Genomic DNA, 13,271 nt, shown 5'->3' on the forward strand with positions numbered 1-13,271 from the left:
GGCCCTGTCGGGGGTCTCGCCCGCGCCGGGACGGCGGCGCGGGGGCGGCTCGCGGCGGGGGCGCCGGCGGTTCACGGGGTCGCCGGGGCACCCGTCTTCGTGATCTCCTCACTCGGCTCCATGGGGTGGGTGACGTCGGCGGCGCCCGCCCGGCCGGTGCCGAGGTGGTTGAAGACGACGTTCAGCAGGACCGCCACCACGCAGCCCGTGGAGATGCCGGAGTCCAGGACGATCCGGGCCGTCTCCGGGAAGGAGTGGTAGAACTCCGGCGCGCTGACCGGGATCAGGCCGACCGCGAGCGCGACGGCCACGATCAGGACGTTGTTGTCCTTCTCCAGCCCCGCCTTGACCAGGCTCTGGATGCCGCTCGCCGCGACCGAGCCGAAGAGGACCACGCCGGCCCCGCCGAGGACCGGCCGCGGGACGACGGCGATCAGCGAGGCGGCGACCGGGCAGAGCCCCATGAGCACGAGGAAGCCGCCGCCGACGGCGACGACGTAGCGGCTGCGGATGCGCGTCATCGCGACCAGGCCGATGTTCTGGGCGAAGGCGCTGCACATGAAGCCGTTGAACAGCGGGCTCAGGGCGGAGCCGAGGGTGTCGGCGCGCAGCCCGGCCGCGATGGTCCTCTCGTCCGCCGGGCGGTCGACGATCTCCCCCAGGGCCAGCATGTCGGCGGTCGACTCGGTCATCGAGACCACCATCACCACGCACAGCGAGACGATCGCGGCGAGCTGGAACTGCGGCGCGCCGAAGTGGAACGGTTCCGGGAAGCCGACGACGGCCGCCTCGGCGACCGGGGAGAAGTCGGTGACGCCGAACGGGATGGCGAGGAGCGTGCCGGCGACCATGCCGAGCAGGATGGCGATCTGCTTGACGAAGCCTCGGGTGAAGCGGCGCAGCAGCAGGACGATCACGAGGGTGGCGGCGGCGAGGGCGAGGTTGGTCGCCGAGCCGTAGGCCGGCTCGGCGGGGTCGTCCCCCTGTGCCCAGCCGAAGGCGACGGGCAGCAGGGAGACGCCTATCAGCGTGATGACGGTGCCGGTGACCACGGGCGGGAAGAAGCGGACGGCCTTGCTGAAGAAGGGCGCCGCGAGGAAGCCCAGCAGTCCGGCGACGATGACCGCGCCGAAGATGACCGGCAGCGCGTCGTCCTTGTCGCCGGTGGCGGCGACGATCGCGGTCATGGGGGCGACGCCGGCGAAGGTCACGCCGTTGACGAAGGGCAGCCGGGCGCCGATCCGCCAGATGCCGAGGGTCTGCAGGAGGGTGGCGAGGCCCGCGGTGAACAGGCAGGCGCCGGTGAGGAAGGTGAGCTCCGTGCCGGTGAGGCCGATGGCCGCGCCGACGATCAGGGGTGGGGCGACGACGCCCGCGTACATGGCGGCCACGTGCTGGAGGCCGGTCGTCGCCATGGTGAGCGCGGGCAGTTTCTCGTCGACGGGGTGGTCGGCCACTGCGGTTCTCCTCCGGTCGGTTACACGGCAGCGGTGGTGCTGCCGCGGGTGTCAAGGAGGTGGTGCGGGCGAGCGGGTGGAGCAGGTGCGGCGGACGGGCCCGTGTGCGGCGGACAGGGGGCATCGCCCGCCCGGGTCGTGGCCGGGCGGGAGGGGAGGAACCGGGTGGACGGACGGCCTCGGGGGTGGGAGGCCGGGGACGGGAGGCCGGGGGTGGCCGTCCCCGGGGCGGGCGCGGACGCGCGGCCCCGGGGACGGCCGCCGCGGACCCGGCGGGGGTCCGCGGTCTCCGGCCGGGAGCCGTCCCTCCCGGCCGGAGACTTCGGGGGCGCGCCGTCCGGCTCAGCCGCCGGCGGCGATCCGGGCCAGGCGCTGCGCCTCGGTGCGGGTGGAGCGGGCGATCTCGTCCTCGTCGACGGTCAGCAGCCGTCCGTCCTCGACGATCTGACGGCCCTGCACGAAGGACGCGGTGACCGGGGCGGCCGCGCCGAGGACGAGGGCGGCGACGGGGTCGGCGATGGAGGCGTGGGCGAGGGTGTCCATCCGCCACAGCACCAGGTCGGCCAGCTTGCCGGGCTCCAGGGAGCCGATGTCGTCCGCCCGGCCCAGCACCCGGGCTCCGCCGTACGTGCCGAGCCGCAGGGCCTGACGGGCGGTCAGGGCGGCTTCGCGGTGCGGGCCGAGGCGGTTGACGAGCAGGGCGTTGCGCAGTTCGGTGTGGAGTTCGCCGGACTCGTTGGAGGCGGTGCCGTCCACGCCGAGGCCCACCGGCACGCCGGCCGCGAGCAGGTCGGGGACGCGGGCGATGCCGGCGGCGAGGCGGGCGTTGGAGGAGGGGCAGTGGGCGACGCCGGTCCCGGTGCGGGCGAAGGCGGCGATGTCGGAGTCGTTCATGTGGACGCAGTGCGCCATCCACACGTCGTCGCCGAGCCAGCCGGTGGACGCGAAGTAGTCGGTCGGGCCCATGCCGAAGAGTTCGTGGCAGAACTTCTCCTCCTCCACGGTCTCCGAGCCGTGGGTGTGCAGACGCACGCCGAGCCGCCGGGCCAGTTCGGCCGCGTCCCGCATGAGGGCGGTGGAGACGGAGAAGGGCGAGCAGGGCGCGACGGCGACCTGGGTCATGGCGTCGGAGGAGGCGTCGTGGTGGCGGCGGACCGTTTCCTCGGTGGCGGCGAGCGCGTCGTCGAGGGTCTCGACCGCGAAGTCCGGGGGCAGTCCGCCGTCCTTCTCGCCGCGGTCCATGGAGCCGCGGGCGAGGGTGAAGCGGACGCCGGTCTCCCGGGCGGCGCCGATGATGGCCCCGGACAGGTCGCCGGTGCCGCGCGGGTACACGTAGTGGTGGTCCATGGCGGTGGTGACGCCGCCGCGGGCCATCATCGCGAGCGACCCCTGTGCCGCCGCGCGCACCATGGGCTCGTCGAGGCGCGCCCAGGTCGGGTAGAGGGCGACGAGCCAGTCGAAGAGGTTGTGGTCGGTGGCCAGGCCCCGGGTGAGCCACTGGTAGAAGTGGTGGTGGGTGTTGACCAGACCCGGGGTCGCCAGGTGCCCGGTGGCGTCGATGCGGCGGACGACGTTCTCCAGGTCCGCCGGGGCGGGGCCGGCGCCCAGGGACTCGATGCGGTGGCCGGCCAGGACCAGATGCCCGGAGGCGTACTCGGTGTCCTGGGCGTCGACGGTCGCGATCGCCGCGTTCTCGATGACGATGCGCTGGACTGCTGCCATGGTGCGTCCTTTTCGCGTACGGGGAGAGGGCACGGCAGGACCCGGGGAGAGTTGAGTGCCGTGGCCGGGGGCGGGTGGTCCGCACGGGTTCCCCGGCCACGGGTGCCGAAATGCGGTGCGGTCAGAGGTTGGTGAGGTCCACCGGGATGAGCGGCTCGGCGCCCTCGCGCAGGACGGTGGCCTCGATCAGGCCGTAGGGGCGGTCGGAGGCGAAGTAGACGGCTCCGTCGGCGGTGTCGTTCTTCATGCCGAAGGGCTCCAGGTCCACCAGGAAGTGGTGGCTGTTGGGCAGGGAGAAGCGGACCTCGTCGATCTCGTCGCGCCGCTCGATGATGCGGGCGCCCATCTCGTAGAGCGTCTGCTGCAGGGAGAGCGAGTAGGTCTCGGCGAACGCCTCCAGCAGGTGCCGGCGGGTCTCTGCGTAGGACTCCTCCCAGTCGGGCATCGGCTGCGCGTCGTCGGTCCAGCCGAAGCGCCAGCGGGCGGAGACGGAGGTGGCGAGGATGCGGTCGCGGGTCTCCTGCAGGGTGGTGTAGCGGTCCTTGACGTAGCCCCAGAACTCGGAGTCGGTGGAGTTCAGCACGGTGAGGTCGGTGAGGCCGGAGACGACCTCCCAGCGTTCGCCGTCGTAGGTGACCTGGGTGAGGCGGGTCTCCTGGCCCGTGCGGACGAAGGAGTGCTCGCCGCGGTCGGTGCCGGGGGCCGCTATCCGCTCCCAGGCGTACTCCTCGACGCGGATGCGGGCCCGGTGGATCGGCTCCTGCGAGGTGACGAAGTGCCGGGCGAGGTGGACGGCGAACTGCTCGGCCGACTCGATGCCGTGTTCCTTGGCGAAGGCGAACACGGTGTTCTTGGTGGTGTCGGTCGGCAGGACGTTGGCGTTGGAGCCGGAGTAGTGGACGTCGTCCATGTCGCCGGAGAGGGCGACGGAGACGTTGAGGTCCTTGATGTGGTGGGTGGAGCCGTCCCGGGTGATGCGGACGACGCGGTTCTCCGCCTTGCCGTACTGGTTCTGGCCCAGGACCACGGGGCGGGCCGGGGACGTGGCGGGCTGGTCGGGTCGGGGTGTGGCGGCCATGGTCTGCTAGCTCCCTCGGTATACGGAGTAGCCGAACGGGCTGAGCAGCAGCGGTACGTGGTAGTGCTCGCCCGGGACGACGGCGAACGTGACCGTCACCTCCGGGAAGAACACGGCCGGTCCGCTGTCCCGGTGCGCGGGGGCGTCCTGCTGCGCGACGGCTTGCTTCTTCGCCTGTTGGTCGGTGTACGGCTCCACGGCGAAGTCGAGCCGTACGTGGGTGGTTCCCTCCGGCAGGGCCGGCAGGTCCTTGCACCGCCCGTCCGCGTCGGTGGCGGAGCCGCCGAGCGCCTGCCACCGCGCCTCCCGCCCGGCGCGGGCGGAGAGGTGGACGGCGACGCCCGCGGCGGGGCGGCCGGCGCTGGTGTCCAGGATGTGCGTGGACACGGATGCGGTGGTCGTGGTGCTCATGGCTGCGTCAGTCCTTAGCGACGAGTCGGGCCAGTCGGATGCGGTTGATCTTCCCCAGTTCGGTGCGGACGGTCTCCCGCTCCTCGTCGGGCGGGTTGCCGAGCCGCTGCCGGACCGCGTCCCGCATCTGCTCGCCGGTCAGGCCGGTGGCGCAGATGAGGAAGACGTGGCCGAACTTCTCCTGGTAGGCCAGGTTCAGTTCCAGCATCTCCGCCTTCAGCTCGGCGGGGGCGCCGGACATGCCCGCCTGTTCGCGGGTGGAGGCGGGGTCGCCGGGCTCGGGGCGGCCTATCGGGGGGTGGCCGGCCATCGCCTCGGCGAGGTCCTGTGCCGTCAGCGCGGCCATGGCGGCGTCGCCGGCGGCGTACAGGTCCTCGGGGGTGGCGTAGGGGCGGGCGGCGAGCAGGTGCCTGCCCCAGGCGGTGGAGGCGCAGATCCTCAGGAGGGCGGCGCGGGCCGCGCTCTCGTCGAGGGTGTTGAACCGGGCCAGACCCTGCGGCGTGTCGGTGGACGTCACGGGAGCCTCTCGGGGGCCGCGCACGGCCGTGGTGCCGAACGCGGGCATCGTGCGGAACGGGCGGGGCGCCGGGCCGGTGGATGCCGGCCGGGCGTGCCGACAGTGAACGCCGCCCCGCACCGCACGTCAACAGTTTGTTGAAAATTCGCGGGGCGGACGCCTGGGGCCGGAACCGGCCGCGACCGTGAACGCCCAGGTCGGGCCGGGCCGGAGGACCGCCGTGATCCGCCCGGCCTCAGGTGCCCTTCTCGCGGTTGAGGTAGTTGTAGACGGTGAACCGGCTGACGCCGAGCGCGCTCGCCACGGTCTCCACGCCGTGCCGCACCGCGAAGGCGCCGCGCGCCTCCAGCCCCCGGACGATCTCCTGCTTGGCCTTGCGGTCCAGCTCCGCCAGCGGCCGGCCCCGGCGGCGTTCCAGCGCGGCCAGGATGTGATCGAGGGAGTCGGCCAGCTGCGGCAGGCGCACGGCGACCACGTCGGCCCCCTGCCAGGCGAGCACCACGTCGTCGGGCCCGGCCTCGTCCGGCGGCAGGAGTTCCCCGCCGATGGCGTCGATCAGCGGCTTGACGGCCGCGACGAACGGTTCCTCGGCCGCCGCGCCGGTCATTCCCCGGCCTCCCCGATCACGTTGACCTGGAGCGACACGCGGGTGGCCCCGGCGGCGAGGGTGCGGCGCAGCAGGGCGTCGACGGCACCGAGCACAGCGTCGGCGCCGCCCTCCACGGTGTTCCCGAACGGGCCGACGTCGACCGCGTCCAACGCCGCGGCCTCGACGGTCTCCCGGGCCACCACGGCGTGCTCCGGCGCCTCGTCGAGGTCGAAGGGCTCGGTCGTGAACTCCACTCTCAATCGCACCCGCCCAACCTAACCCGCACCGCGCGCTCCGGGCCCCGGACGGGAGGCGATGACCCGGCCCCGCCCGCGTCCGCACACCGCCCCACCGCCCCGGGCAGCGCGCGTCACGGCCCCTTTCCGCGCCTCTCCTCTTGACAAGCGGCCCAGGGTGCCTGCAATCTTCCAATGTGCAGAAAGCAACTTCCACATAGCGGAATTAGATGGAAGACAGTGTCTCCGACGCCGCCGAGGCGTCCCGGCCGGCCCGATGTCCCGCCGGTCCGCACCTGCACCTCGTCCCGCCCACGTCCCCGGACGTCCCGACCACGGAAGGGAGCGGCCCCGATGCCGGGTTTCGACCGGAGTACAGCCGCCGACCAGCGCTTCAGCGTCAACCTGTCGATGCTGTTCACCGAACTCCCGCTCCTGGAGCGCCCCGCGGCGGCCGCCGCGGCCGGCTTCACCGCCGTCGAACTGTGGTGGCCCTTCACCGACACCCCCACCGCCGACCGGTCCCGCCTCGACGCGCTGCGCACGGCGATCGAGAGCGCCGGCGTCCGCCTCACCGGCCTGAACTTCTACGCCGGGCAGCTGCCCGGCCCCGACCGGGGCGCCCTGTCGGTGCCGGGTGAGGAGTCCGAACGGTTCCGCGCCAACGTCGACGTGGCCGCCGACCTCGCCGGCTCCCTCGGCTGCACGGCCCTCAACGCGCTGTACGGCAACCGCGTCGACGGCGTGGACCCGGCCGAACAGGACGCACTCGCGCTGGAGAACCTCACCCTCGCGGCCCGGGCCGCCCACCGGGTCGGCGCGGTGCTGCTGATCGAGGCGCTGAACGCGCCCGAGTCGCCGCACTATCCGCTGGTCTCGGCGCCCGCCGCGGTCGAGGTCGTGGAGAAGGTCAACGCGGCGACGGGGCTGGACAACGCGCGGTTCCTGATGGACCTGTACCACCTCGCGATGAACGGCGAGGACCTCCCCGCGGTGATCGACCGGTACGCCGCCCTGACCGGTCATGTGCAGATCGCCGACAGCCCCGGCCGCGGTGCCCCCGGCACCGGGACGCTGCCCCTGGCGGACCTGCTCGGGCGGCTGGCGGGGGCGGGCTACACGGGCCTGGTCGGGCTGGAGTACAAGCCCGGCGGCCCCACGAGCGACCGGTCCTTCGACTGGCTCCCGCCCGAGGCCCGCGCCGCCCGCTGAACACCCCGGGCACCGGCGGCGTCGCCCGCGGCCGGATCAGGGGGTGTCTGGCACATGAGCGCGGAAGAAGGAGCGGCGTCCGGTGCGTGCGATCGCAAGGCGCCGGAGCGTCCTCGATGGGGGTCCCCCCGTTCGAGCGCTGCCGAGAACGGGGGAGGAGCCACGTGGACGGTTCGGCAACGCGGCGAGCGTGCGTGCCGGACACCGCGACGCCGCGCGCATGTGCCAGACACCCCCCAGAGCCCACGCACTGACAGACGCAGAGAGGCAACCCCTATGAGCACGCTTCCCAAGGTCGCCTGGATCGGACTCGGCATCATGGGCTCCCCCATGTCCGAGAACCTGGTCAAGGCGGGCTACCAGGTCACCGGCTACACCCTGGAACAGGCCAAACTCGACCGCCTCACCGCCGCCGGCGGCACCGCGGCCGGCTCGGTCGCCGAGGCGGTCCGCGACGCGGACGTGGTCATCACGATGGTGCCCGCCTCCCCCCAGGTCGAGGCCGTCGCCTACGGCCCCGACGGCATCCTGGAGAACGCCCGCCCCGGCACCCTGCTGATCGACATGTCCTCGATCACCCCGCAGACCTCCGTCGACCTGGCCGCCGCCGCGCGGGAGAAGGGCATCCGGGTGCTCGACGCCCCGGTGTCCGGCGGCGAGGCCGGGGCGATCGAGGCGGTGCTGTCCATCATGGCCGGCGGTGAGCAGGCCGACTTCGACGAGGCCCGGCCGCTCCTGGACGCCCTCGGCCGGACCGTCGTGCTGTGCGGTCCGCACGGCTCGGGCCAGACGGTGAAGGCCGCCAACCAGCTCATCGTCGCCGTCAACATCCAGGCGTGCGCCGAGGCCGTGGTCTTCCTGGAGAAGTCCGGCGTGGACCTGAAGGCCGCGCTGGACGTCCTGAACGGCGGGCTGGCCGGCTCCACCGTGCTGACCCGCAAGAAGGACAACTTCCTCAGCCGCGACTTCACCCCGGGCTTCCGCATCGACCTGCACCACAAGGACATGGGCATCGTCACCGACGCGGCCCGCACGGTCGGCGCCGCGCTGCCCGCCGGCGCGGTCGTCGCCCAGCTGGTGGCGAGCCTGCGGGCGCAGGGCGACGGCGGCCTGGACCACTCCGCCCTGCTGCGGGCGGTCGAGCGGCTGTCCGGCACGGCGGCCTGACCCCGCGCCCTCCCGGTCTCCGGGCGGTGCCGGCGCCGTCACCTGTTGTGTCGCGCCCCGGTGCCGGCACCGCCCGGCCCCCCTTCCCCTCCCCTCCCCCGCCCGTTCCACCGGAACGGCACCCGAAGCTCGCGTACGGCCCCTGACGGGAGGTCGGGACCGTACGCGGCCCGCGCGGACCACGCCCCGCCCCCGACGAGGGGGCCCGGGGCGGAGTCCGCCGGGCGGGACGGGGACCCGCGGTGGCGTGCGAGCCAGTGCGGTGGTGAAGGCCGCCGGCGCCTCTTCTTCGACCTGAGGGGAGAGGCACCGGGGCCGTCGCACCCGCCGCGGTCCCTGTCCGACGGATCGGAGGATCCCCCAGTGCCCCGTCCGGCGGCGCGAACGTTCCGTCGCGCCCGGCCTCGCCCGCCGGACGGACCCACCTCCCCTCCCCCACGGCCCCGGTGCGGACGGTCCCGCACCGGGGCTCCCGCCTTGCCCGGCCCGCCCCGTCATCGCTCCCGGGTGCGGACCGGGCCGGGGCGCAGCAGCCTGGAGACATGGCACCTCCCACCGAACGGCCGCACATCGTGGTCCACGCGCCCGGCCTGGACGGCTCCCGCCGCGTCACGTCGGGCGACGAGACCCTGGGACTGGCCACGCACGCCGACGACGTCAGCGAGATCCTGCGGCTGGCCGACCTGTACGTGACGGACGTCGAAGGCACCGACCTCGTCGAGTGGCAGGGCGGCGGCCCCGACGACTGGCCCGGACTGTCCCACCCCCACACCCCCTGACGCGCCGCGTACCGCAGGGGTCGTAGGCGCGCTACGGCACCCTCAAATCAACCTCTGAACCGGGGACTTGGAGGCGTGGACCGCCCCGCGGGCCGGGAAGAACCCCGGCACGCGGGGCCCGTCGGCACGGGGGCGGCGGGCCCCGCCGTCACGGGAGTCGGGGGTGCTCCATGGTCGACGACGACGTCACGACGGTTCTCGGCACGCCGCACGAGGTGGCGCTGCTGCGCGGCGGACCACGCGCCGCGGTCACGGTCGCCGTGGTCGCCCTGCACCTGCGGGGAGCGGTCGAGGCGGGCGCCCCGGGGACGTTCCGCGCGGCCCGCGGGGAGGGTGAGCGGGGCCTGCCCGTCCTCCCGCCCCCGGGTGCGGCGGCACCGCCGGACGGGCGGCCGGGCGCCGTGAGCCGCGCGGAGCGCGCGCGGTACCTGGAGAGCGCGGTGCACTCCTGCCTCCACGAGCCCTGCGGCCTCGCCGAGCTGACCCGCCGTCCGGACGTCCGGTGGGCCGTGGCGGAGCTGCGCGTCCCGCTCGCCGAGGCGGGGCTGCTGCGCCTGCCCCTGCTGCGGCCGTCCCGGGCCGCCCGGCGGCACCTGCGCGCACTGCGCACGGCCCATCCGGTGCCGGCGAGCCGCCGCGGCCTGCCCGACCGCACCGTCCTGCTCGCGATCGCCCTGCACGGCGAGCCCGCGCTCCGGGCCCTGGTTCCCCGCTTCGCCCTGCGCACGGGCCTGGTCGAGCGGGTCCGGCTGCGGCAGGCGCCCCTCCTGCGGCGCAGCCTGTACGGCGGCGGCCTGTGGGGCGGCGGATCCTCCGGCGGCGGGTTCGCCTGCGGCGACTACGGCGTCGACGGCGGATCCGGCGGGGGCGGCGGCTGTGGTGGCGGAGGGGGCTGCGGCGGCGGGGACTGAGCGCCGGGGCCGGGTGCGGGAGCCCCTGGGAAGCGGGCTCGCAGGGGGCGGGGCGGGCGGGGCCCTTTCTGCCGGGCGTCCCCGCCCGGCAGAAAGGGCGACCGGCGTACCCGGCCGTCGCGCACCCGCCCGACACCGGAAACGGCCCGGCGCATGCGGCAGGACGGCAGCCCGCGGAAGCGCGCCCCACGCCGGAGCACCTGACGTGACGTCGTCCGGGCGGGGCGGATGGGCGGCGGGGCGCCCCGCACCGTCGGACGGCCGAGGGCGTGACGGGAGACGGGCGGTGGCCGCCGCGCGGGGAGGCGACGGGCCGTCGGACGGGCAGGATGCGGGCGCCGGACCCGTCGGGCACGGCTGGGAACGGCCGCTCGGGGCGCCGGCCCGGCCGGCCCCACGGCTCGGGGCGGCGACGGCCGTCCGGACACGCCGCCGGGCGGCCCGCCCCTCGCGGGGAAGGACCGCCCGGCGGCGCGGGGCTCAGACCTCCAGCGGCCTGACGGCCGTGGGCGCGTGCCCCGGTTCCGTCGCCAGGTCCTCGAACTCGACGACCGCGCCGATGTCGTTGGTCGTCGACATGGCGATGTTGGTGACACGCTCCAGGACCGCCTCGACGACCACCGGCACCCGGAACTCCGCCGCGAGCCGCTTCGCCTCCTCCAGGGCCGCGCCGAGTTCGTTCGGGTCGGTCACCCGGATCGCCTTGCAGCCCAGGCCCTCCGCGACCTTGACGTGGTCGACGCCGTACACGCCCAGCTCGGGGCTGTTGATGTTCTCGAACTCCAGGTTGACCTGGAAGTCGATGTCGAAGGCCCGCTGCGCCTGGCGGATCAGGCCCAGGTAGGCGTTGTTGACCAGGACGTGGACGTACGGGATGCGGTGCTGCGCGCCGACCGCCAGCTCCTCGATCATGAACTGGAAGTCGTAGTCGCCGGACAGGGCGACCACCTGCGCACCGGGGTCGGCCTTGGCCACGCCCAGCGCGGCGGGGACCGTCCAGCCGAGGGGGCCGGCCTGGCCGCAGTTGATCCAGTGCCGGGGCCGCTGGACGTGCAGCAGCTGGGCGCCCGCGATCTGGGAGAGGCCGATGGTGGACACGTAGCGCGTCTCGGGGCCGAAGGCGCGGTTCATCTCCTCGTAGACGCGCTGCGGCTTGATCGGGACGTCGTCGAAGTGCGTCCGGCGCTGGAGGGTGGCCCGCCGGTGCTGCGCGGCCGCCGCCCACGCGGTGCGGTCGGGCAGGCGGCCCTCGGCGCGGAGCTCCTTCGCGGTCTCGACGAACAGCTCCAGCGCCGCGCGGGCGTCGGAGGCGATGCCGTAGTCCGGGGCGAAGATGCGGCCGATCTGGGTCGGTTCGATGTCGACGTGGACGAAGGTGCGCCCGGCGGTGTAGACGTCGATCCGGCCGGTGTGGCGGTTGGCCCAGCGGTTGCCGATGCCGAGGACGAAGTCGGACTCCAGGAAGGTCGCGTTGCCGTAGCGGTGCGAGGTCTGCAGGCCGACCATGCCGGCGTTGAGCTCGTGGTCGTCGGGGATGGCGCCCCAGCCCATGAGGGTGGGCACGACCGGGACACCGGTCAGTTCGGCGAACTGGACGAGGAGTTCGGCCGCGTCCGCGTTGATGACGCCGCCGCCCGCGACGATCAGCGGGCGCTCGGCCGCGTTCAGCAGGGCGAGCGCCTTCTCGATCTGGGCGCGGGAGGCGGCGGGCCGGTGGACCGGCAGCGGCTCGTAGGTGTCGGGGTCGAACTCGATCTCGGTCTGCTGGACGTCGATCGGCAGGTCGATGAGCACCGGGCCGGGACGGCCGGAGCGCATCAGGTGGAACGCCTTCTGGAAGGCGCCGGGGACCTGGGCCGCCTCCCGCACGGTCATCGCCATCTTGGTGACCGGCGCGGCGATCGAGGCGATGTCGACGGCCTGGAAGTCCTCCTTGTGGAGCACGGCCGTCGGTGCCTGGCCGGTGATGCACAGGATCGGCACGGAGTCACCGGACGCCGAGTACAGGCCGGTGATCATGTCGGTGCCGGCGGGGCCGGACGTGCCGATGCAGACACCGATGTTGCCCGGGCCGGTGCGGGTGTAGCCCTCGGCCATGTGCGAGGCGCCCTCCACGTGGCGGGCGAGGGTGTGGGTGATGCCGCCGGATGCCTTGAGCGCCGCGTAGAACGGGTTGATCGCCGCGCCGGGGACACCGAACGTGTCCGTGACGCCCTCACGCTTGAGGATCTCAACTGCCGCGCGGGCAGCGGTCATTCGAGCCATGGAGTACTCCTGCTTCGGCCGTCGGATTCGCACTCCCGTCGCGCCCCGCGGTGAGCTCCTCCGGTGGGAACCTGCTCAACTTCCGCCGGTTTTCGTAATGCGGAAATCTTCTTCTGCTATCTGGAATGAAGATAGGGTGGGCGCGCGAATCCCGTCAAGACGGCGGCGGCAAGCGGCGAGTACCGGCAAGTACCGGACACCCGGCGGCCGGAAGGAGGACGATGGAGCCATGGAGTGCCGGACCCGGGGGGCGGTCCGGGAACGGGGATCCCATGTCAGAAAAACTGACCGTGCACTGCCCGGTCTGCCGCCGTGCGCACCGCTACACGGCACCGTCGTACCCGTGCGCCTGCGGCACCCCGGTCGTACCGCCGCTGGACCGCCGGCGGCCGGCGGTGCCCGTGGTCCACCGGGCCTGGCAGGAGGAGTGGGTCACCGTGCGGTGCCCCGCCTGCGGCCTGTCCGGCGAGTGGCCGCGCCCCCAGCTCGGCTGCCCGTGCGGGACCTCCCTGCGGATACCGGTGACGGAGGACGACACGGACACGGAGCCGGACGGCCGGGTGCGGGACGCGGTCGCGGCGGCCGAGCGGTACCTGCGCGGCCTCGGCCACCGCGACGTCCGCCGCGTGGGCCGGCGCCCGCCGTCCGGGCTGTGGCTGACCGGCCACGGGATCGTCGCCCAGGTCCACCCCGCGCCCCTGCCCGCGACGGAGCGGGACGTGGAGTGCCTGTGGCTGACGGCGATGGCCGAGTCCGCCCTGGGCGTGCACTTCTCCCGGGCGGGCCACACCGACGGCGCCCGGGCCCGCGGCGACACCCTCGCCGTCCCCCTGTTCCTCATCGACCGCGACGGGGTGCCGAGACCGGCGAACACCCCCGCCGACGACCTGGACGCCACCCGGGCCTGAAATCCCGGCGACGCGCGCG

The 13,271-nt window shown here is 74.2% G+C and carries 13 protein-coding genes; 5 read left to right on the forward strand and 8 right to left on the reverse strand.

Going from position 1 to position 13,271, the window contains the following annotated elements:
- Nucleotides 1-71: 71 nt before the first annotated feature.
- From ACSU53_RS05345 to ACSU53_RS05375, 7 genes are all read right to left on the reverse strand, one after another.
- Nucleotides 72-1,457, reverse strand: a complete 1,386-nt coding sequence (locus ACSU53_RS05345; RefSeq protein WP_437025079.1) for a nucleobase:cation symporter-2 family protein — start codon at nucleotides 1,455-1,457, stop codon at nucleotides 72-74.
- Nucleotides 1,458-1,799: 342 nt separating this feature from the next.
- Nucleotides 1,800-3,179, reverse strand: a complete 1,380-nt coding sequence (locus ACSU53_RS05350; RefSeq protein WP_437025081.1) for an 8-oxoguanine deaminase — start codon at nucleotides 3,177-3,179, stop codon at nucleotides 1,800-1,802.
- 121 nt (nucleotides 3,180-3,300) lie between these two features.
- On the reverse strand, nucleotides 3,301-4,257 hold the full coding sequence (gene pucL / locus ACSU53_RS05355) for a factor-independent urate hydroxylase (RefSeq protein WP_437025083.1): 957 nt from the start codon (nucleotides 4,255-4,257) through the stop codon (nucleotides 3,301-3,303).
- A gap of 6 nt (nucleotides 4,258-4,263) precedes the next feature.
- Nucleotides 4,264-4,668 (reverse strand): hydroxyisourate hydrolase, encoded by a 405-nt coding sequence (gene uraH, locus ACSU53_RS05360; protein WP_437025085.1) that lies wholly within the window; start codon nucleotides 4,666-4,668, stop codon nucleotides 4,264-4,266.
- 7 nt (nucleotides 4,669-4,675) lie between these two features.
- Entirely contained in the window at nucleotides 4,676-5,185 is a 510-nt protein-coding gene (gene uraD / locus ACSU53_RS05365; protein WP_437025087.1) for a 2-oxo-4-hydroxy-4-carboxy-5-ureidoimidazoline decarboxylase, read from the reverse strand.
- Between the two features lie 235 nt (nucleotides 5,186-5,420).
- Complete coding sequence (locus tag ACSU53_RS05370) at nucleotides 5,421-5,792, reverse strand: helix-turn-helix domain-containing protein (protein ID WP_437025089.1); 372 nt, start codon at nucleotides 5,790-5,792, stop codon at nucleotides 5,421-5,423.
- Entirely contained in the window at nucleotides 5,789-6,040 is a 252-nt protein-coding gene (locus tag ACSU53_RS05375; RefSeq protein WP_362095129.1) for a hypothetical protein, read from the reverse strand. Before ACSU53_RS05375 ends, ACSU53_RS05370 begins: the two co-directional genes overlap by 4 nt.
- A gap of 324 nt (nucleotides 6,041-6,364) precedes the next feature.
- On the opposite strand from ACSU53_RS05375, the gene ACSU53_RS05380 reads away from it, so the two are divergent.
- The 4 genes from ACSU53_RS05380 (at nucleotide 6,365) to ACSU53_RS05395 (ending at nucleotide 10,079) form a co-directional block, all read left to right on the forward strand.
- Entirely contained in the window at nucleotides 6,365-7,222 is an 858-nt protein-coding gene (locus tag ACSU53_RS05380; RefSeq protein ID WP_437025091.1) for a TIM barrel protein, read from the forward strand.
- A 276-nt stretch (nucleotides 7,223-7,498) separates the two neighbouring features.
- Nucleotides 7,499-8,389 carry a 2-hydroxy-3-oxopropionate reductase gene (locus ACSU53_RS05385; protein WP_437025093.1) on the forward strand — a complete coding sequence of 297 codons (891 nt, stop codon included), beginning with the start codon at nucleotides 7,499-7,501 and terminating at the stop codon, nucleotides 8,387-8,389.
- Nucleotides 8,390-8,931: 542 nt separating this feature from the next.
- On the forward strand, nucleotides 8,932-9,168 hold the full coding sequence (locus ACSU53_RS05390) for a hypothetical protein (RefSeq protein WP_437025095.1): 237 nt from the start codon (nucleotides 8,932-8,934) through the stop codon (nucleotides 9,166-9,168).
- A 170-nt stretch (nucleotides 9,169-9,338) separates the two neighbouring features.
- Nucleotides 9,339-10,079, forward strand: a complete 741-nt coding sequence (locus tag ACSU53_RS05395; RefSeq protein WP_437025097.1) for a TIGR04222 domain-containing membrane protein — start codon at nucleotides 9,339-9,341, stop codon at nucleotides 10,077-10,079.
- Nucleotides 10,080-10,559: 480 nt separating this feature from the next.
- Here the strand turns inward: ACSU53_RS05395 and gcl are convergent, their stop codons facing one another.
- Nucleotides 10,560-12,344, reverse strand: coding sequence for a glyoxylate carboligase (gene gcl / locus ACSU53_RS05400; protein ID WP_437025099.1), 1,785 nt, complete (start codon nucleotides 12,342-12,344; stop codon nucleotides 10,560-10,562).
- Nucleotides 12,345-12,616: 272 nt separating this feature from the next.
- Here gcl and ACSU53_RS05405 point away from each other — a divergent pair, with 272 nt between their 5' ends.
- Complete coding sequence (locus ACSU53_RS05405; RefSeq protein WP_437025101.1) at nucleotides 12,617-13,252, forward strand: hypothetical protein; 636 nt, start codon at nucleotides 12,617-12,619, stop codon at nucleotides 13,250-13,252.
- Nucleotides 13,253-13,271 lie beyond the last annotated feature (19 nt).

This window comes from Streptomyces sp. enrichment culture, from assembly GCF_964273255.1.
In the GTDB taxonomy this organism is placed as follows: Bacteria; Actinomycetota; Actinomycetes; order Streptomycetales; family Streptomycetaceae; genus Streptomyces.

Excerpts from the sequence above, each read along its gene's own strand:
- ACSU53_RS05395 (WP_437025097.1), top strand. The coding sequence starts at position 9,339 with ATGGTCGACGACGACGTCACGACGGTTCTCGGCACGCCGCACGAGGTG.
- ACSU53_RS05350 (WP_437025081.1), bottom strand. The coding sequence starts at position 3,179 with ATGGCAGCAGTCCAGCGCATCGTCATCGAGAACGCGGCGATCGCGACC.
- ACSU53_RS05380 (WP_437025091.1), top strand. The coding sequence starts at position 6,365 with ATGCCGGGTTTCGACCGGAGTACAGCCGCCGACCAGCGCTTCAGCGTC.
- gcl (WP_437025099.1), bottom strand. The coding sequence starts at position 12,344 with ATGGCTCGAATGACCGCTGCCCGCGCGGCAGTTGAGATCCTCAAGCGT.
- pucL (WP_437025083.1), bottom strand. The coding sequence starts at position 4,257 with ATGGCCGCCACACCCCGACCCGACCAGCCCGCCACGTCCCCGGCCCGC.
- ACSU53_RS05385 (WP_437025093.1), top strand. The coding sequence starts at position 7,499 with ATGAGCACGCTTCCCAAGGTCGCCTGGATCGGACTCGGCATCATGGGC.
- ACSU53_RS05370 (WP_437025089.1), bottom strand. The coding sequence starts at position 5,792 with ATGACCGGCGCGGCGGCCGAGGAACCGTTCGTCGCGGCCGTCAAGCCG.
- ACSU53_RS05390 (WP_437025095.1), top strand. The coding sequence starts at position 8,932 with ATGGCACCTCCCACCGAACGGCCGCACATCGTGGTCCACGCGCCCGGC.
- ACSU53_RS05405 (WP_437025101.1), top strand. The coding sequence starts at position 12,617 with ATGTCAGAAAAACTGACCGTGCACTGCCCGGTCTGCCGCCGTGCGCAC.
- uraH (WP_437025085.1), bottom strand. The coding sequence starts at position 4,668 with ATGAGCACCACGACCACCGCATCCGTGTCCACGCACATCCTGGACACC.